Raw genomic sequence first — 17,908 nt, forward strand, 5'->3', positions numbered from 1 at the left:
GACGGTCACTGCCGCCCCCTTCCGCCCAGCAGCTTCCAGTTGATCGCGGTGAAGAGCAGCACGAGCATGAAGATGCTCAGGGCAATCGCCCCGGCATACCCGTAGTCGTTGTTGAAGAAGGCCTGGTTGTAGAAGTACATGACCACCGTCATGCCGCTCTGCCCGGTACCGCCGTTGTTGCCGACCATCACCTGGGGCTCGGTGAACGTCTGCAGGCCGCCGATCGTCGACATGATCACGGTGAACAGCACCACGGGCCGCAGTTGCGGCAAGGTGATCGAGAAGAACGTCCGGAACGGCCCGGCCCCGTCGACCTTGGCCGCTTCGTACTGTTCGGTCGGGATCGCCTGCAGCCCGGCCAGGTAGATGATCGTGTTGTAACCGGCCCACTGCCACACGATCATCGTGGAGATCGCGATCTTGATCCCCCACGGCTGCCGGAGCCAGTCCTCGGTCGGCAACCCGAGCGAGCGCAGGCCGGCGTTGATCAGCCCGAAGTTGGTACTGAACACAGCGGCGAAGAAGATCGCCGCCGCCACCAGCGAGGTGATGTTCGGGATGAAGTACGCGATCCGGTAGATGCCCTTGAACCGTACGGCGGAGTGCAGCATCACCGCGAGCGTCATGGCGATCACCAGCGTGGGTGCCGTCGACATCACGAACAGGACGACCGTGTTCCACAGGGACAACCAGAACGTGCTGTCCTGGATCAGGAAGCCGAAGTTCTGCAGGCCGACCATCTTGCGCGGGCCGAGGCCGTCCCACTTCTGGAAGGCGAGCAGGATCGTCGACGCGACCGGGTACAGCCCGAAGACGACGAAGAGCAGGTAGAAGGGCGACAGGGCCAGGTAGAAACGCCAGTACGACAGGACGCCTCGGCGGCGCTGCGGCTTCGCCGTACGGGCCGGTCGGGTGGGGGCTGTCGCGGTCAGGGTCACTGCACGCCCTGACGCTTGCCGATCTGCTTCGCCTTCTGCACGGCGGAGGACCAGGCCGCGTCGGAAGACTTCTTGCCGGCCTGGACCAGCTTGAGTTCGTCGGTGAACGGCGTGGCGACCGCGCTGTCCAGCGGCGCCTCGTAGGCGATCGGGATGTTCTTGGCCGCCGGGCCGAAGACCTCGATCGGCACCTGGCCGCCGAAGAACGGATCGGCCGCCTTGAGCTGCGGCTTGTCGTACGCGGCCGGCGTGGCCGGGAAGATCTGCGCATCCGCGAACGCCTTCGCCTCGTTGTCCGCGCTGAGCATGTACTTGATCACCTCGAAGGCGGCGGCCGGATCGGCGGCGCTCTTGGTGATGGTGAGGAACGAGCCGCCGAAGTTCGCCGGGCCGCTCGGGGTCGGGGCGACCCGCCACTTGCCGACGCTGGTCTTGCAGGCGGCCTTGATGTCCAGCGCGACCCAGGCCGCGCCGGTGACGGTGGGCACCGTGCCGTTGTCGAGGCCGGCGTTCCAGTCCGGCGAACCGCCGAGCGTCTTGCCGTCGACCTTGAGCGTGATCGCCTTCACCGCGGTGTCCCACGCCTTGCGGATGTGGTCCTGGTCGCCGATGAACTTGTTGTCCTTGTCGATGTAGCGAGCCGTGCCCTGGTTGACGATCGTGCCGTACAGGTCGGCGGCGTCGGCGACGATGAAGGCCTTCGGGTTGGACTTCTTCAGCTCCACCCCGGCGGCCAGGAAGTCGTCCCAGGTCTTCAGCTGCTCAGCTACCTTGGCCGGGTCGCCGGGCAGTCCGCCGGCGGTGAAGACGTCCTCACGGTAGAACAGCGCGGTCGGGCCGATGTCGATCGGGATGCCGAGCACCTTGCCGTCCAGCGTGGTGGCCTGCTTGACCTTCCAGTCCAGGTAGTCGCCGAGGATCGAGTCGGCCCCGATCGTCTTCAGGTCCACGAACCGGTTGGCCTGCGGCAGCATCGAGGCGATGTCCTCGCCCTTGACCCCGGTGATGTCGGGGATCGACGTACCGCCGTTGAACGTGGTCAGCAGCTTCTGCTTGAAGTCACCGCCGACCTCGGAGTACTTGATGTGCTGGTCGGGGAAGTGCGCGATGGTGTCGTCGAGCACGGACTTGCCCAGGCCGCCGGGCCAGCACCACAAGGCGATGTTGCCGGTGGCGTTCTTCTTCGTGGTGCCGGCGTCCATGCTGGACGAGCAGCCGACCACGGTTCCGCCGAGCATGGCGGCGAAGCCCCCGGCGATCAGCGTGCGACGAGAGAGCTCCATGGTGTCTACCTTCCTAGCTGCGCACTGAGCAGTGCGTCGATTGCCCCGTCTGATGGATTGCGGTGCTGCCACGCCTCGATCTCGGCCCAGGTCGGCGCCGCGTCGGCACCACCCAGCCGGGTCACCGAGAGCGCCGCGACCAGTGCGCCGAACCGCACGCGGTCTGCCAGCGGCAGGTCCCACAAGGTGGCTGCGATGAACCCGGCAGCAAAGACATCCCCTGCGCCAGTGGTGTCAACAGCCGGTACTACGTACGCCGGTACGGCGACCTCTTCGCCGGAGCGCCCGTCGATCGCCAGTGCGCCGTTGGCACCGTCCGACACGACGACCACGGGGACCCGCTCTGCCAGTCGGTGCAGTGCGTCGGCGGGACTCGTAGTACGGGTGTAGTGCATCGCTTCGCCGGCGTTGGGCAGGAACACGTCGCAGTGTTCGAGTTGGTCGAGTACTGCGGGGTCCCACTGCTCGGCCGGATCCCAGCCGACGTCGGCGAAGACCAGGCTGCCGGACGCTTTCGCCTTGGCCAGCCAGTCGTTTCCCCACGGACCGATGTGTGCGGCAACGGCTTTGGCCACCGGCGGTGTGGGCAGGAGTTGGTCCGCGCTGAGTGGGGGAGTGGTGCCTCGGGTCACGAGGGCACGATCGTTGTCATAGGCAAGGGCCACCGTGAGTGGGGTGGGCCAGCCGTCGACTTTGCGCGAGTGGGTCAGGTCGATGCCCTCGCCGGTTTCGAGTCGCTGCCAGATGCTGTTGCCGAGCTGGTCGTCGCCGAAGACCGCGGCGAGCCCGGTGCGCAGTCCGAGCCGGGCCAGCGCGACGGCGAAGTTCGCGATCCCGCCGGGACTCTCGGCCGAGTCGTCGGCCCAGACCTCGGTGCCGGGCCGCGGAGCAGTGGGCAGACCGAGCACCAGGTCGTGGAAGACCAGGCCGGACACGACCACGTCCAGCTCCGGGATCGGGTCCGGGGCTCGGGAAGGCAGCTGAGGCAGCTCGCCCATCGTCAGCACACTCCTGCAGGGTCGCTCAAACTCGTGCAGACAGTGTGGGTCTTCTGAGCAAACTACGCAATAGGCGTGCACTCAGATGAGTGAGTATGACGGAGTTTGCGTGGTACGGTCTCCCTGTGTTGCCAAAGCAGCGGCAGGATCAGATCGTCCGCGCCCTCAAGGCCGACGGGGCCGGGGGCGTGAAGGTGCTGGCCGCCCAGCTCGGCGTCAGTGAGGCGACGATTCGCCGCGACCTGGAGCAGTTGCACGAGCAGGGCCGGCTGACCCGCGTCTACGGTGGCGCGCTCGCGGTCGACGGCGGTGACGAGCCGTTCGCCGAGGTGAGCGCGGTGCACGCCGACGAGAAGGACCGGATCGCCCGGCGCGCGGCCTCCCTGATCAGTGACGGCCAGTCGGTGCTACTGGACATCGGTACTACGGCTCTCCGGCTGGCGCAGCACTTGCACGGGCGCTCGTTGACAGTGGTGACCAGCAACCTCGCAGTACTGGAGGAGTTGCAGAATGACGAGCAGATCGAGCTGGTGATCCTGGGCGGCTTCGTGCGGCGCAGTTACCGCTCTCTGGTCGGCTATCTGACAGAGGAGTCGCTGCGCCAGGTGCACGTCGACTGGCTGTTCCTGGGCACCAGTGGTGTGCGTCCGGACGGCCGGGTGATGGACAGCACGATGATCGAGGTGCCGGTGAAGCGGGCCATGATCAAGGCCGCCGACCGGGTGGTGCTGCTGGCCGACGCGACCAAGTTCCCCGGCCACGGTGTGGCGAAGGTCTGTGATCCAGCAGAGCTCTCGGTGGTGGTGACCGAGTCCGGTGCCGACGAGTCGACCCGGGCGCAACTGGAGGAGGCAGGGGTGCAGGTGGTGCTCGCATGAGACTGACCATTCTCGGTGGCGGTGGCTTCCGAGTGCCGCTGGTGTATCAAGCACTGCTCGGTGATCGTGGCGAAGGCCGGATCACCTCGGTAGTGCTGTACGACACGGACCGCGGCCGTCTGGGGGCGATCGGCGCCGTACTGCGGCAGCAGGCTGCGAAGTACTCCGATGCGCCTGCTGTCACTGAGACGACTGATCTCGACGAAGCCCTGCGAGGTGCCGACTTCGTCTTCTCGGCAATCCGGGTCGGTGGGCTCGAGGGGCGCACGGTCGACGAACGGGTCGCCCTCGACCTCGGCGTACTGGGGCAGGAGACCGTCGGGGCCGGTGGGATCGCGTACGCGCTACGGACCCTGCCGGTGGCGGTGGGGATCGCCCAGCGGATCGCTGAGCTCGCACCGGAGGCCTGGGTCATCAACTTCACCAACCCGGCCGGGATGGTGACCGAGGCGATGATCCCGTACCTCGGTGACCGGGTCATCGGGATCTGTGACTCGCCGTCCGGGCTCGGTCGCCGTGCTGCGCTGGCACTCGGGCTGGACGCGTCCACTGTCTTCTACGACTACGCAGGGCTGAATCACCTGGGCTGGCTGCGTGGTCTGCAGTCCGGCGGAGTCGATCGCCTACCGGAGTTGCTGGCGGACTCGACTGCGCTCGGTGCCTTCGAGGAGGGCCGGCTGTTCGGAGTGGAGTGGCTGCGGTCGCTCGGGTCCATCCCTAATGAGTACCTGCACTATTACTACTTCGCGCGGGAGACGCTGGCCGCAGTACAGGCCGTGGAGCAGACGCGGGGGACGTTCCTGTTGGAGCAGCAGTCCGCGTTCTACGCGGAGACGGCTCGGCGGCCTGACGACGCACTGGAGCTCTGGCAGAAGACGCGGGCCGAGCGCGAGTCGACGTACATGGTCGAGAGCCGCGCTGTCGCGGACGCGGGGGAGCGGGACGAGCGGGACATGTCCGCGGGGGGCTATGAGCAGGTGGCGCTGTCGCTGATGCGGGCGATCGCGCACAACGAGCGGGCCTCGCTGATCCTGAACGTCCGCAACCGCGGGACCCTGCGGCATCTGGACGACGACGCGGTGGTCGAGGTCCCCTGCACGGTGGACGCCAACGGGGCGCGTCCGGTGACCGTCTCGCAGTTCACCGATCACCAGGCCGGCCTGGTCTGCGCGGTCAAAGCAGTGGAACGCTCGACGATCGAGGCAGCGACGACCGGCTCGCGGGCAGCCGCCGTACGAGCCTTCGCCTGGCATCCCCTGATCGACTCGGTCACCGCCGCCCATCAGCTCCTCGATGGCTACGCCGACCGGCTCCCCGAGCTGGCGCCGTTCCGCCGCTGACGCCGGGGCCGGCACGAGAAGTGGTGGATTGGGTTGTGCGGGGTAGTTCTGGCAGAATGTTCGGCTGAGTGTCGTCAGGATCGCGTGCAGCCCTCTAACTCCACGCCCCCGTCGGCCCATCCGAGTGGTCGCCCGTTGTCCCCACGACGCCGGTGTACCACTCAACCAGACATGAATTCCCAAGGGAGACCACACAAACGTGGCAGTCAAGATCCGTTTGAAGCGCATCGGCAAGAAGCGTGCGCCGCACTACCGCATCGTCGTGATGGACGCCCGCACCAAGCGTGACGGCCGCGCCATCGAGGAGATCGGCAAGTACAACCCGAAGGCCGAGCCGTCGTTCATCCACGTCGAGTCGGACCGCGCGCAGTACTGGCTGGGCGTCGGCGCGCAGCCGACCGAGGCCGTCGAGGCGATCTTCAAGGCCAGCGGTGACTGGCAGAAGTTCAAGGGCCTGGAGGCGCCGGCGCCGCTGCGGGTCAAGGAGCCGAAGCGCGACAAGCTGGAGATCTTCAACGAGGCGCTGGCCGAGGCCCACGGCACGCTGAAGACCGAGGCCGTCACGGCGAAGAAGACCACCGCCAAGAAGGCTGCGGCCAAGAAGGACGAGCCGAAGGCCGACGAGGCCGCCCCGGCCGCCGACGAGGCTCCGGCCGCTGAGGCTGCTCCGGCCGCCGAGGCTGCTGCCGACGCGCCGGCCGACGACGCCAAGGCCTGACCGTGATGGAGACCGAGGCGCTGGAGCACCTGGTCCGAGGCATCGTGGACAACCCTGACGACGTACACGTCCGGTCCCGCAACCTGCGTCGCGGTCGCACCCTCGAGGTGCACGTGCACCCCGATGACATCGGCAAGGTGATCGGCCGCAACGGCCGGACGGCGACCGCCATCCGGACCGTGGTCGGGGCGCTCAGCTCCGAGCAGTCGGTCCGGATCGACTTCGTCGACGAGGTCAACCGGCGCCCGCGCCGCTGACCCGAGCACTTCCCTGGAGGGCTGCACCCGGTCGGGTGCAGCCCTCCAGGTCTATCCAGGCGCAGCTACCACGCGACTTGTTGACAAGATGTCGCGTGTCACTTGACGGCTCGCCGGCGCGGCCGGTGGCTGTAACCACGCAGAGAGGGACTAGCGGTGCTGGTGATTGTTGGCCGGATCGGCCGGGCTCACGGGATCAAGGGCGAGGTCGGCCTGGACGTACGCACCGACGAGCCGGACCGCCGGTTCGCCGACGGCGCGAAGCTCGTCACGACCACCAAGCCACCGCGGACCCTCACCGTCGAGTCCAGCCGCTGGCACAGCGGCCGGCTGCTGGTGAAGTTCGAGGAGTCGCCGGACCGGACCGCCGCCGAGCTGCTGCGGAACCTGGAGTTGCAGGCCGAGATCGGCGAGGACGAGCGCCCGGAAGACCCGGACGAGTACTACGACCGCGAGCTGATCGGGTTGTCCGTGCGGACCACCGACGGCGCCGAGGCCGGTGAGGTGATCGACGTGATCCACCTGCCGTCCCAGGACCTGCTGGAGATCCGCCGGCCGGCAGGCAACGCAGTACTGGTTCCCCTGGTGGAGGAGCTGGTGCCGGAGATCGACCTGGACGCCAAGTACGTGCTGGTGGCCGACCGGCCGGGGTTGCTCGATCCCGAGGGCGCAGAGGTCGTGCCTACGGACGGGGACAGCAGCGAATGAGGCTGGACGTCGTCTCGATCTTCCCGGAGTACCTGGCTGCGCTGGACCTGAGTCTGGTCGGCAAGGCGGCGAAGAGCGGCCTGCTGGACGTCCGGGTGCACGACCTGCGCGAGTGGACGTACGACCGGCACCGGACAGTGGACGACACGCCGTACGGCGGTGGCGCGGGCATGGTGATGAAGCCGGAGCCCTGGGGTGAGGCCCTGGATGCTGTGGCGCCCGCTGACGGCCCGTCGCAGCCCCGGTTGATCGTGCCGACGCCGGCAGGCCGCCCGTTCACTCAGGAGTTGGCTTACGAGCTCGCTGCCGAGCCCTGGCTGGCCTTTGCGTGTGGGCGCTACGAAGGGATCGACGCACGGGTCGCTGCGCATGCTGCCGAGCGGATGCGAGTCGACGAGGTCTCCATCGGCGACTACGTGCTCAACGGCGGCGAGGTCGCCGTACTGGTGATCGTCGAGGCCGTAGCCCGTCTACTGCCTGGCGTGATCGGCAACCCGGAGTCCCTGTCCGAGGAGTCCCACTCGGGCGACGGGCTGCTGGAGTACCCGGTCTACACGAAGCCGCCGACTTGGCGAGGTCACGCCGTACCGGACGTGCTGCTGTCGGGCAACCACGGTCTGGTGGCGCAGTGGCGACACCACGAGTCCGTACGGCGTACTGCCGAGCGCCGGCCGGATCTACTGGCCGCCTGGGGCGCTGCTGTTGCTGACAAGGACGACGCCGTCTCTGCCGTGCAGGTGCTCCCGGCAACCGTTGCGGACGCGGGGGAGATCCACACGCTCCAGCTCGCCGCTTACTTGTCGGAGGCAATGGCCTACGACGACTTCGGCATCCCGCCGATGCAGGAAGACCTGGCGGGCACTGTGGAGCGGGTGGCCGCAGGCGGCGTCTGGAAGGCCGTGGCCGGGACCAGGATCGTCGGCGCCGTCCATGTCGCAGTGGACGGCTCAGTGGCGCGCATCGGCCGGTTGATGGTCGCTCCCGACTGGCAGGGCCGAGGGGTCGGGACGAAGCTGCTGCGGGTCGCCGAGCAGACCGCGCCCGCCGGCGTCACGCAGTACGAGCTGTTCACCGGCGCCGAGAGCGAGCGCAACCTGCGGCTGTACCGGAAGGCCGGTTACCGAGAGGTACGCCGGGAGTCACAGACCGCGAAGGTCGAGCTGGTGCTGCTGGCCAAGCGGCGACGGCGGCGCTGATTTCGGTTCGGCTCAGGTCGTGTGGCAAACTTGGTCGCTGTTGCCAGTACGGTGCTCCTGCCACAGGGGGTGACCACCGGACGGCGGCATCTTCGACTCCTCACCACCGAGCATTCGTGGGTGACCTGTGGCACGCGCGAGAGAGAGACACCTGATGAGCAACATCCTGAACGAGCTCGACAACGCGAGCAAGCGCGACGACATCCCGGCCTTCCGCGCCGGTGACACCGTGAACGTGCACGTGAAGGTCGTCGAAGGCAACCGGTCCCGCGTCCAGGTGTTCAAGGGTGTCGTGATCCGCCGCCAGGGTGGTGGCCTGCAGGAGACCTTCACGGTCCGCAAGGTCAGCTTCGGTGTCGGCGTCGAGCGCACGTTCCCGATCCACACCCCGATCGTCGAGAAGGTCGAGGTCGTCACCCGCGGTGACGTGCGTCGCGCCAAGCTGTACTACCTGCGCGAGCTGCGCGGCAAGGCAGCCAAGATCAAGGAGAAGCGGGACAACATCTCGGCCTCCTGATCGTCTAGTAACGACGGTCACAGCATGGCGCCGAGCACTGCGACTCGCGCTCGCCCGGTCGCCAGGAGAGCACGTCGCAGCAAGGGACGTCACCGTAGGCTCAAGCAGCGGAATCCGCTGCTGAGCCTGCTCGTGGAGATGACCACCGTGACGGTGCTCGCACTCGTCATCACGGTCGTCCTGCGGCTGTTCGTGGCCGAGGCCTTCTACGTGCCCTCGGAGTCGATGTACGACACGCTGACGACGAACGACCGGATCCTGGCCGAGAAGGTCAGCTATCTGCACCGCGACGTCGACCGTGGCGACATCATCGTCTTCAAGGACCCCGGCCACTGGCTGAACGAGGAGCAGAAGCCGCCCGGCACGATCCGGCAGATCGGCGAGTTCGTCGGCATCCTGCCCCGCAGCGGCGAGGGTCACCTGGTCAAGCGGGTGATCGGCGTCGCCGGCGACCGGGTGATCTGCTGCGACCGGTCCGGCCGGATCATGGTGAACAAGATCCCGCTGGACGAGCAGGAGTACCTGCTGAAGGACGCCAAGCCGTCGCTGCAGCCCTTCGACGTCATCGTGCCGCCCGGCCATCTGTGGGTGATGGGCGACAACCGGGCCGAGTCCGCCGACTCCCGCGCCCACATGGGCGGCCCCGGCGGAGGATTCGTGCCCGTGGAGAACGTGGTTGGCCGGGCCTGTTGCGTAATCTGGCCGTCTGACCGGATGACGATGCTGCGTCCTCCGGAAACCTTCAAGAAGCCGGGGCTGAAGAAGTGACTGAGACACCGACTGCGACGAAAGAGAAACCCGCCCACCGCTCGGGCCTCGCGGCTGCCACTCGCGAGTTCGTGCTGATCGTGGTCGGTGCTCTCATCGTCTCGTCGATCCTGCGGGCCTTCGTCGGCCAGATGTTCATCATCCCGAGCGAGTCGATGCAGAACACGCTGCTGGTCGGTGACCGGGTCGTGGTCGAGAAGCTCACCGACGTGGAGCGCGGTGACGTCGTCGTCTTCGAGGATCCGGGCGGCTGGCTGGGCCAGGAGGAGAGCGGTCAGAAGCGGGGCTCGGTCGGGCGGTTCTTCGAGGTCGTCGGACTGTTGCCGGACTCCAGCCACGGGCACCTGATCAAGCGGCTGATCGGCATGCCGGGCGACAAGGTCGCCTGCTGCGACGCCAAGGGCCGGCTGATGGTGAACGGCAAACCCCTCGACGAGACCAGCTACCTGTACCCCGGTGACGCGCCGTCGGCGATGGACTTCCAGGTCACTGTGCCGGCCGGCCACGTCTTCGTGATGGGGGACCACCGGTCCGAGTCCGGCGACTCCCGGGTGCACCTGAGCGACACCGGCCCCAACGGTGGCTCACCCGGCGACGCCGCCTTCGTCCCGCTCGACAAGGTCACCGGGCGCGCGATCCTGGTCGTCTGGCCGGCGAACCGGTTCGACAAACTCGAGATCCCGGACACCTTCAAGGACGTCCCCGCGGCAGCGGCACCGCCGCCGGACAAGCCTTCGATCTCCCTGACCCCACCCCCTAAGTGAGTGGTTCGCCGATGAGTGCACTCCCACGGGGCAGCACCATCCGGCGGGACGCCGGGTTGTACGGGTACGAGCGCGCCCTGCGGCGGGTCGGTCTGGACCCGATCGCGGGCGTCGACGAGGCGGGTCGTGGCCCGTGCGCCGGCCCGCTGGTCGCCGCCGCGGTGATCCTGCCGGACGGCAAACGCGGCCAGATCCCCGAACTGGCCGACTCCAAGCTGCTCACCGCCAAGGCACGCGACCGCTGCTACGACCAGATCCGCGAGCGGGCGCTGGCCTGGTCGGTGGTGTCGATCGAGGCCGCGGAATGCGACCGGCTGGGAATGCACGTCGCCAACGTCGAGGCGCTCCGCCGGGCGCTGTTCCGGCTCGACCTGCGCCCGTCGTACGTGCTGACCGACGGCTTCGGCGTCGACGGCCTCGGCGTACCGGGTCTGGCGATCTGGAAGGGTGACCGGGTGGCCGCCTGCATCGCGGCCGCCTCGGTGATCGCGAAGGTGACCCGGGACCGGATCATGGAGCACTGGCACGAGGTGTACCCGCAGTACGACTTCGCCGTCCACAAGGGCTACTGCACCCCCGAACACCAGGCGGCACTGGACCAATACGGCCCGTGTCCACAACATCGACGGCGGTTCGAGAATGTCCGCCGCAGTCTGCGGCCCGATATGGGACAGAATGTGACCAGTCCCACCGGAGTGGAGAGCCGATGAGCGAGCGTAGCGAGGTGAAGGCGTGAGCGCTGACGACCTCGAGAAGTACGAGACCGATATGGAGCTGCAGCTCTATCGGGAGTACAAGGACGTCGTCGGGATCTTCAAGTACGTCGTGGAGACCGAACGACGCTTCTATCTGTGCAACGCGGTCGACCTGAAGGTCCGCACCGAAGGCGGTGACGTGTACTTCGAGGTGACCATGGCCGACGCCTGGGTCTGGGACGTCTACCGGTCGGCCCGGTTCGTCAAGAACGCGAAGGTGGTCACCTTCCGCGACGTCAACATCGAAGAGCTCGCCAAGTCCGACCTGGAAGTCCCCAAGGACTCCGACTTCGGTCGCTGACTTCCGCACCCCGGGCGCGTCTGCGCTCCGGGGTGCGCTTTGCCCTAATCGCTGAGCAGCACTCCGCGTCAGTGGTGGAACAGTCTGCCGGTGGTGTGGGTGAGCGTGATCCCGTACTCCGCGCACGCCTGCGCCACCTCGTCCGACCGGATCGATCCACCCGGCTCGGCGATGTACCGAACCCCGTGCCGCTGTGCGTGATCGACGTTGTCCCGGAACGGCAAGGCTCCGTCGGACACGAAGGCGACGTCATCGAGCTTCTGCAGCCACTCCGCGCGCTCGACTTCTTGCGGCGGCTCGACCAGGTCCAGCTTGAGCCGCTCGATCTCCTGGGTCGTGAGGTCGCCTTCGCACCACCGGATCTGCCAGTTGATCCGCTCCTGCCGCTTCAGGTCGTCCCGGAACACCAGGCCGCGGATCGCCGGATGCCGCCTGAGCCACCAGATGTCGGCCTTCGCTCCGGCCAACCGAGTGCAGTCCACTCGCGACTGCTGCCCGGCACCGATCCCGATCGTCATGCCGCCGCGCACATAGCAAACCGAGTTGGACTGCGTGAACCGCGAGACCGCCATCCCCAACTGGAGATCGTGCACGGCCCCTTGAGACATCTGGTTGGCCACGAGCTGGGGGAGCTGAGATCGCTCCTGGGTCAGGCGTACGCCGTACACCTCACGCGCCTCTTCTCGCGGCGGCACGTACTCCTGGTCAGCCTCGATGACCAAGAATCGCCCCTTCTTCTTCCTGCCGAGCCGCTCGACCGTGCCCGGCTCGTACCCGGGCGCGATGATGCCGTCGCACACGAGCCCGCCCAACACCTCGGCCAGCTCACCATCCACCGGATGCGACACCGCGGCGAAGTCCCCGTACGACGACTTCGGGTCGGCATCCCGGGCGCGAAGGTACGCACTGGTGAGCTCACCGACGCTGCCGCTGTCCACGCCGTACAGTCCAGCGGCAACCTCATCGACAGGTCCCGCAACAGCCGCGCCGGCAGGAGACACGTGCTTGAAGGACGCCGCCGCCGGCTTCCCCAGGCTCTGACTCGCTTCCCGCACCAACTGCCAACTGTTCAACGCATCAAGCAGGTTGATGAACGACGGCTCCCCGTGCACCACTCGCATCGGCCACTCACCAGCCACCACCGGCACCGCACTCGCGTCCTGCCCGGGGTTGATTCCATACCGCAATTCCATGTCGGGGCCTCCTCGTCACCAACCAAGGAAGCGCCCAGGCGGTCGACGCTCACACGGAATCAGGTCGCTCCCCGGTGGTCCTCCACCCTCGCCAGTCACGACTCTCGCGACCCTAACCGATCGGGCTGCGGGCTCAGGGGTGCAGGGTGGGCCGGTAGATGAGTTCTTGGGTGTGGTTGTCGAGGGTGCGTGTCTCGATCAGTTCCAGGTCGAAGGCGGCCGCGTCGTCGAAGATCCGGCCCAAGCCGCTGTGACCGGTGATCACGGGAAAGAGCGTGACCTGTACGCGGTCGACCAGTCCCGCGGCGAGCAGGGCGCGGTTCAGCGTCAGGCTGCCGTGCGAGCGCAGCGGCACGTCGGACTCCTTCTTGAGCCGGGCGATGGCCTCGACGGCGTCACCGTTCAGGATGGTCGCGTCCCAGTCGAGCGGTGCGTCGAGGGTGTTCGACACCACCGTCGTCGGCAGGTTCCGCATCCGGGTGACCCACGGATCCCACACCTCGGAGTCCGCGGAGGCCGAGGCGAGCATCGACGACATTCCCCGGTAGGTGTTGGCTCCGAGAACGAGCCGCTGCTGTTCGCCGTACTGGTTGAAGCGGTGTTCGAGCAGCTCCGGACCCTGCTTGCCGAAGTACCCACCGAATGTCTTGCTGTTGGAGTAGCCGTCGAGGCTGGAAAAGATGTCGAACGTGTAGCTGACACTCATGATGGTGTTTCTCCTGATCTCGGTGGACGCTCTCGTCGGCGCCCTCATCCCCACTACGAACGCCTCAACTTCAATCCGACAAACCGCTCTCCAACTCAGATGGCCACGCGTATCAACAAGTCATCGAACCGCACGTTCGAAGGAACGCAGCCGAGGCCCACCCCGCCGCGCGCTGTCTAATCGAGGGTCACTGTCATTCGCCGGTCGGTGCCTGTGCCGTACTCCGGGTCTCGGCCGGGGACGTGGATCGAGTGCTCGCTGACCTGCGCCCGGTACAGCCGCCACAGCTCCGGTTCACGGAGCTCCGCGGCGTCGAACTGCCTGAGTCCCGGGAACCGTGTCCAGGTCACGGTGTCGAGACAGCTCTCCAACTCCTCGTCCGGGACCACCTCGGCGCGGGCGATCAAATAGACCGCCTGCCCACGCCCGATCTCCGCGGCCGAGTCGAACACCACCATGCTGACCTCTGGCCGCTCGGCGATGTTCCGCGAGTGATGCGACTCGACCGACGACACCCAGTACATCAACGAGTAGCCGTCCGGCGCGAAGTACACCGGCGACACCCGTGGACGCCCGTCCGGATCCACAGTCCCGAGAACCATGTACCGATTGCTGTCGATCAAGTGCTTGGCCAACTCCTCAGATCCCATCCGGAAAGCTAACCGCCCGTCGGTCCACCCTCCACAACCCAGACCCCGACCGCGCCCTCCGTACAGCTCTCTCAGACCCAGGAATTCGAGAAGACCGGGCCGGGTCGAAGCCGGCCCCACCGATCAGCCGTAGCCAGCATCGGCATGAACCCCTACACGAACCCACCGGGGATGTGGTGACCAAGCGGCGCCCAGAGAGCGGCGGTGGTTTGGGATGGACGCCGGCCGGATCGGCATGAACTCCTGCACGAACGTACCGGCGGCAGCAGGGTGATCAAGCGGCGCTCAGGGAGCGGCGGTGGTTGGGGGAGAGGCGCCAGCCGGATCGGCATGAACTACCGATGGCAGCAGGGTGATCAAGTGGCGCTCAGGGAGCGGCGGTGGTGGGGGAGAGACGCCGGCCGGATCGACATGAACTCCTGCACGGACGCAGCGGGGTGTGATGGTCAAGCGGTGCCTAGGGAGCGGCGGTGGTTGGGGGAGAGGCGCCAGCCGGAGTCGAGGTATTCGACGAGGTCTGCGTCGGCGAGGGTTTCTAGGCATTCTTGGACTGTGTCGGTGTCCAGGCCGGCCGTGACGGCGATGCGTTGGGCGGGCGCTGGTCTGAGGACCGGGACCGCGTCGAGCGTGCGTTGGACTTCCAAGTCCAGACCGTCGGTGGGGCCTGCGGGAGCGTGCGGGTATGAGGTGAGCGCGGCGCCGAGTGGCGAGATCGCTTCGAGGATGTCGGCGATGCTCGTGACCAGAACGGCGTTGCGTTCGCGCACGAGGAGGTGCGCGCCTTCGGACATGCGGGAGGTGATCGGCCCGGGGACCGCCAGCACGGCTCGCCCGCACTGCTCGGCCCAGCCGGCGCTGTTCAGTGCGCCGCTTCGTACTGCGGCTTCGACCACCAGAGTCCCGAGGGTGCTTGCTGCGATCAGCCGGTTGCGAGCGAGGAACCGCAACTTGGTGGGCGAGCAACCGGGTGGCAACTCGCTCACGATCAGCCCTTCAGTCGCGATTCGGTCGAAGAGTGCGGTGTTGCGCTTCGGATAGCAGACGTCAACACCGCAGGCGAGTACTGCGATCGTCATCCCGGAGCCGGCGAGTGCGCCGCGGTGAGCAGCAGCATCGATTCCGTACGCGCCGCCTGACACCACAGTCACCTCGTTGTCGGCCAGCCCGGCGGCGAGTTCGGCAGCCGCATGCTCGCCGTACGACGAACAGGCGCGCGATCCGACGATGGCGACGGACTTCGCCAGCGCCTCGCGGAGGTTGCCCGGGCCGCGAACCCAGAGGCCGTACGGAACGCCTCCTCGACGAGATTGCTGTCCGGCATCTGCGAGTACTTCGACCTGCTCCGGCCACTCGTCGTCGCCCGGTATGACGAATCGCCCGCCTACCGCCCGTACGCGCGCGAGATCTCGCTCCGGATCCGTGTTCGCGAGCCGATTGGCCCACCGCTCGACGCGAGGTGCGCCGGTGCGCAGAAGGTCCCAGACCTCACGCGCAGACAGCCCGTCGAACGCCTCCAGCGCCGCCGGATCCCCAGGCTCCACCACTCGCGACAAACCAGCCCGCGCAATCCGCTCCAGATCCCGCGCATCCCCACCCCCCAACCCCGCTGGTCCACCCATCCCACCAACGCGCGTCCGAACGGCAAGGGATGGGGTGTCGGCGGAGGAGGCTGGCGCGCCGGGCGTGCTGGGTTTGTCGGGCGGCGGGGCAGGGGCGAGGGGTGGGGTGTCGGAGGAGAAGGCTGGGGCGTGGGGTGTGCTGGGTTTGTCGGACGGAGGGGTGGGGCCGAGGGGTGCGGTTGGGTGGGTGGAAGCGAGGTCGGTGGGGGCGAGGGGTGCGGTGGGGTTGATCGGGACGAGGTCGGTGGGGGCGACGGGTGCGGTGGGGTCGGTGGAAGGGAGGTCGGTGGGGGCGAGGGGTGCGGTGGGGTTGGTGGGGGCGAGGTCGGTGGGGGCGAGGCTCGGGATGGTCATGTGGTCACCTGATGGGTCGTTGGTCGGACAGTGGGGTGAGGGGTTCGCCGCTGCGGAGTTGATAGGCCTGGTGGGTCAGTTCTGGGGTTGGCTGGGCGATGCCTTCGAGATCGGCCAGGGTCCAGGCGAGGCGGACTACGCGGTCGAAGCCGCGGGCGGTCAGGCGGCCTTCGGTGTAGAGGTTCTCGAGCATCTTCTGGCTGACCGGGTCGAGCTGGAACTGTCGTCGCAGCAGCGGTCCGGGGATCTGGCTGTTCAGGAGCCAGCCGGTCTCGCGGTAGCGGAAGGTCTGACGATCGCGGGCGGCCTGCACCCGCTCGGCGACGACGGCCGTGGACTCCGGCTTCTCGCCGTCCTCACCGCCGCGTGCGGCCGGCAGGATCTGGCGCTGGATGTCGATGCGGTCCTTGATCGGCCCACTGATCCGCTGCCGGTAGCGGTGCAGAACCTGCGGAGTGCAACTGCAGAGCCCGTACGGCGTACCGGATTGGCCGCAGGGGCAGGGGTTGGCTGCGAGCACGAGCATGAACCTGGCCGGGAACTTCGCCACGGCCGCTGCTCGGTGCACCTCGATGAACCCGGACTCCAGCGGCTGCCGCAGAGTGTCCAGCGTCAACGGGTGCATTTCCGGCGCCTCGTCGATGAAGAGAATGCCGCGGTGCGCGCAGCTGATGGCTCCAGGGCGGGGCATGCCCGAGCCGCCGCCGACGAGGCTGGACAGCGAAGCCGTGTGATGCGGTGCGATGAAAGGCGGCCTGACCACGAGCTCGGCGTCGCCGGTGAGAAGCCCTGCCAGTGAGTGCACCGCTGACACCTCGAGCGAGTCGTCTGTGCTGAGGTCAGGCATCAATCCAGCAAGGCGTTCCGCCAGCATCGTCTTGCCCGAACCGGGTGGGCCGTGCAGGTAGAGATGATGCCCGCCAGCCGCGGCTGCTTCGATCGCGCGGCGGCCCTCGTGCTGGCCGAGCACGTCGTCGAGATCCACTTCGGGAACACGGGTCAGTGATTCAGAGAGCAGCCGCGGCTCAGCCCGCGGCGGCTCTTCGTCGGGAATCTCGACACCGCGGAGAATCGCGAGCACCTGGCGCAGCGAACGGACGCCGTACACCGCGATGCCTGGCACCAGCCGCGCCTCGCCGGCGTTCAGCTCCGGGACCACGATGCGCTCGAAGCCGGAACGCGCCGCGGCCAGGGTCATCGCGAGCGCGCCGCGCACCTCGCGGACACGGCCGTCGAGGCCGAGCTCGCCAATCATGGCGGCCTGCCGCAGCCGTTGGCCTTCGACCACACCGGCAGCGGCCAGTAGAGCGCAGGCGATCGCGACGTCGTAATGGGAGCCGGTCTTCGGAAGTGTGGCGGGGGACAGGCCGATGGTCACCTTGCGGTCCGGGAATCGCTCGCCGGAGTTGACGACCGCCGCGCGCACCCGATCTCTTGCCTCCGACAACGAGGTGTCCGGCAGGCCGATCAGGGTCGTCTTCGGCAATCCTTGCGCGATGTCGGCCTCGACCTCGACCAGGTGACCTTCCAGGCCGACCAGGGCGACGGACCACGCCTGGGCGAGCGGCATCAGGCCACGCCCTTGACGTGGTCGATGGTCGGCCGGCCGCCGTGCGGGACGAGGACGGCGACCACGTCGATCCGGATCTGGCCCGGCCGGGTGCCGTGCTGGCTGAGCCAGCGGCCGGCCAGGCTGCGCAGCTTCGCCAGCTTGCGGTAGGTGATCGACTCCAGCGGCGAGCCGTAATTGAGCCCGCGCCGGGTCTTCACCTCGCAGACGACCAGGGTGTCGCCGTCGCGGGCGACGATGTCGATCTCGCCCAGCTCGCAGCGCCAGTTCCGCTCCAGAATGGCGAAACCGGCCGCTGTCAGATGTTTCGCGGCGAGATCCTCGCCGTACTGCCCGATTGCTTGTGTGGCTCGCATCGGTGACCACCTCCGGCTAAGAACATGCCGGGATGGACG

General features: G+C 67.7%; 20 protein-coding genes and 1 riboswitch. Of the genes, 11 read left to right on the plus strand and 9 right to left on the minus strand.

The features are described 5' to 3' along the window. Nucleotides 1-5: 5 nt before the first annotated feature. From EV138_RS36670 to EV138_RS36680, 3 genes are read right to left on the minus strand one after another with little or no spacing between them, the layout of a single operon-like run. Nucleotides 6-938: a carbohydrate ABC transporter permease gene (locus EV138_RS36670; RefSeq protein ID WP_133985359.1), complete on the minus strand. Its 933-nt coding sequence runs from the start codon at nt 936-938 to the stop codon at nt 6-8. Beyond that, a complete protein-coding gene (locus EV138_RS36675) occupies nt 935-2,221 on the minus strand; it encodes an ABC transporter substrate-binding protein (RefSeq protein WP_133985361.1) in 1,287 nt (428 codons plus the stop codon). Before EV138_RS36675 ends, EV138_RS36670 begins: the two co-directional genes overlap by 4 nt. A 5-nt stretch (nt 2,222-2,226) precedes the next feature. After that, nucleotides 2,227-3,219 (minus strand): carbohydrate kinase family protein, encoded by a 993-nt coding sequence (locus EV138_RS36680; RefSeq protein WP_238158614.1) that lies wholly within the window; start codon nt 3,217-3,219, stop codon nt 2,227-2,229. 125 nt (nt 3,220-3,344) lie between these two features. Between EV138_RS36680 and EV138_RS36685 the strand changes: the two genes are divergently transcribed. The 11 genes from EV138_RS36685 to EV138_RS36735 all read left to right on the plus strand — a co-directional run bounded on the left by EV138_RS36685 (nt 3,345) and on the right by EV138_RS36735 (nt 11,421). Further along, on the plus strand, nt 3,345-4,097 hold the full coding sequence (locus EV138_RS36685) for a DeoR/GlpR family DNA-binding transcription regulator (RefSeq protein ID WP_133985363.1): 753 nt from the start codon (nt 3,345-3,347) through the stop codon (nt 4,095-4,097). After that, on the plus strand, nt 4,094-5,437 hold the full coding sequence (locus EV138_RS36690; protein ID WP_133985365.1) for a 6-phospho-beta-glucosidase: 1,344 nt from the start codon (nt 4,094-4,096) through the stop codon (nt 5,435-5,437). Before EV138_RS36685 ends, EV138_RS36690 begins: the two co-directional genes overlap by 4 nt. A 199-nt stretch (nt 5,438-5,636) precedes the next feature. Then, a complete protein-coding gene (gene rpsP, locus EV138_RS36695; protein ID WP_133985367.1) occupies nt 5,637-6,155 on the plus strand; it encodes a 30S ribosomal protein S16 in 519 nt (172 codons plus the stop codon). Between the two features lie 5 nt (nt 6,156-6,160). Next, complete coding sequence (locus EV138_RS36700; protein ID WP_133985570.1) at nt 6,161-6,412, plus strand: RNA-binding protein; 252 nt, start codon at nt 6,161-6,163, stop codon at nt 6,410-6,412. 156 nt (nt 6,413-6,568) lie between these two features. Continuing rightward, the gene (gene rimM, locus EV138_RS36705; RefSeq protein WP_133985369.1) at nt 6,569-7,120 is read left to right on the plus strand and encodes a ribosome maturation factor RimM; all 552 of its coding nucleotides are present in this window, start codon (nt 6,569-6,571) and stop codon (nt 7,118-7,120) included. Further along, nucleotides 7,117-8,316, plus strand: coding sequence for a tRNA (guanosine(37)-N1)-methyltransferase TrmD (trmD, locus tag EV138_RS36710; RefSeq protein WP_133985371.1), 1,200 nt, complete (start codon nt 7,117-7,119; stop codon nt 8,314-8,316). Before rimM ends, trmD begins: the two co-directional genes overlap by 4 nt. A 154-nt stretch (nt 8,317-8,470) precedes the next feature. Next, entirely contained in the window at nt 8,471-8,833 is a 363-nt protein-coding gene (rplS, locus tag EV138_RS36715; RefSeq protein WP_133985373.1) for a 50S ribosomal protein L19, read from the plus strand. A 138-nt stretch (nt 8,834-8,971) separates the two neighbouring features. After that, nucleotides 8,972-9,601 carry a signal peptidase I gene (gene lepB / locus EV138_RS36720; RefSeq protein ID WP_232828083.1) on the plus strand — a complete coding sequence of 210 codons (630 nt, stop codon included), beginning with the start codon at nt 8,972-8,974 and terminating at the stop codon, nt 9,599-9,601. Beyond that, complete coding sequence (gene lepB / locus EV138_RS36725) at nt 9,598-10,365, plus strand: signal peptidase I (RefSeq protein ID WP_133985375.1); 768 nt, start codon at nt 9,598-9,600, stop codon at nt 10,363-10,365. The genes lepB (EV138_RS36720) and lepB (EV138_RS36725) overlap by 4 nt, the downstream gene beginning before the upstream one ends. An 11-nt stretch (nt 10,366-10,376) precedes the next feature. Further along, entirely contained in the window at nt 10,377-11,075 is a 699-nt protein-coding gene (locus tag EV138_RS36730) for a ribonuclease HII (protein ID WP_133985377.1), read from the plus strand. A 22-nt stretch (nt 11,076-11,097) separates the two neighbouring features. Continuing rightward, a complete protein-coding gene (locus tag EV138_RS36735; RefSeq protein WP_012922325.1) occupies nt 11,098-11,421 on the plus strand; it encodes a DUF2469 domain-containing protein in 324 nt (107 codons plus the stop codon). A 68-nt stretch (nt 11,422-11,489) separates the two neighbouring features. On the opposite strand, the gene EV138_RS36740 is transcribed toward EV138_RS36735, so the two are convergent. From EV138_RS36740 to EV138_RS36765, 6 genes are all read right to left on the minus strand, one after another. Beyond that, nucleotides 11,490-12,614, minus strand: coding sequence for a phosphoribosylaminoimidazolecarboxamide formyltransferase (locus EV138_RS36740; protein WP_133985379.1), 1,125 nt, complete (start codon nt 12,612-12,614; stop codon nt 11,490-11,492). A 25-nt stretch (nt 12,615-12,639) separates the two neighbouring features. Beyond that, nucleotides 12,640-12,723, minus strand: a riboswitch (ZMP/ZTP riboswitch). 24 nt (nt 12,724-12,747) lie between these two features. Further along, on the minus strand, nt 12,748-13,320 hold the full coding sequence (locus EV138_RS36745) for a dihydrofolate reductase family protein (protein ID WP_133985381.1): 573 nt from the start codon (nt 13,318-13,320) through the stop codon (nt 12,748-12,750). Nucleotides 13,321-13,496: 176 nt separating this feature from the next. Next, the gene (locus tag EV138_RS36750; RefSeq protein ID WP_133985383.1) at nt 13,497-13,970 is read right to left on the minus strand and encodes a pyridoxamine 5'-phosphate oxidase family protein; all 474 of its coding nucleotides are present in this window, start codon (nt 13,968-13,970) and stop codon (nt 13,497-13,499) included. A 446-nt stretch (nt 13,971-14,416) separates the two neighbouring features. Further along, nucleotides 14,417-15,514 (minus strand): DNA-processing protein DprA, encoded by a 1,098-nt coding sequence (dprA, locus tag EV138_RS36755; RefSeq protein WP_238158615.1) that lies wholly within the window; start codon nt 15,512-15,514, stop codon nt 14,417-14,419. A 433-nt stretch (nt 15,515-15,947) separates the two neighbouring features. Beyond that, a complete protein-coding gene (locus EV138_RS36760) occupies nt 15,948-17,513 on the minus strand; it encodes a YifB family Mg chelatase-like AAA ATPase (protein ID WP_133985385.1) in 1,566 nt (521 codons plus the stop codon). Next, nucleotides 17,513-17,869 carry a YraN family protein gene (locus EV138_RS36765; protein WP_133985387.1) on the minus strand — a complete coding sequence of 119 codons (357 nt, stop codon included), beginning with the start codon at nt 17,867-17,869 and terminating at the stop codon, nt 17,513-17,515. The genes EV138_RS36760 and EV138_RS36765 overlap by 1 nt, the downstream gene beginning before the upstream one ends. Nucleotides 17,870-17,908 lie beyond the last annotated feature (39 nt).

It is taken from the genome of Kribbella voronezhensis (assembly GCF_004365175.1).
In the GTDB taxonomy this organism is placed as follows: domain Bacteria; phylum Actinomycetota; class Actinomycetes; order Propionibacteriales; family Kribbellaceae; genus Kribbella; species Kribbella voronezhensis.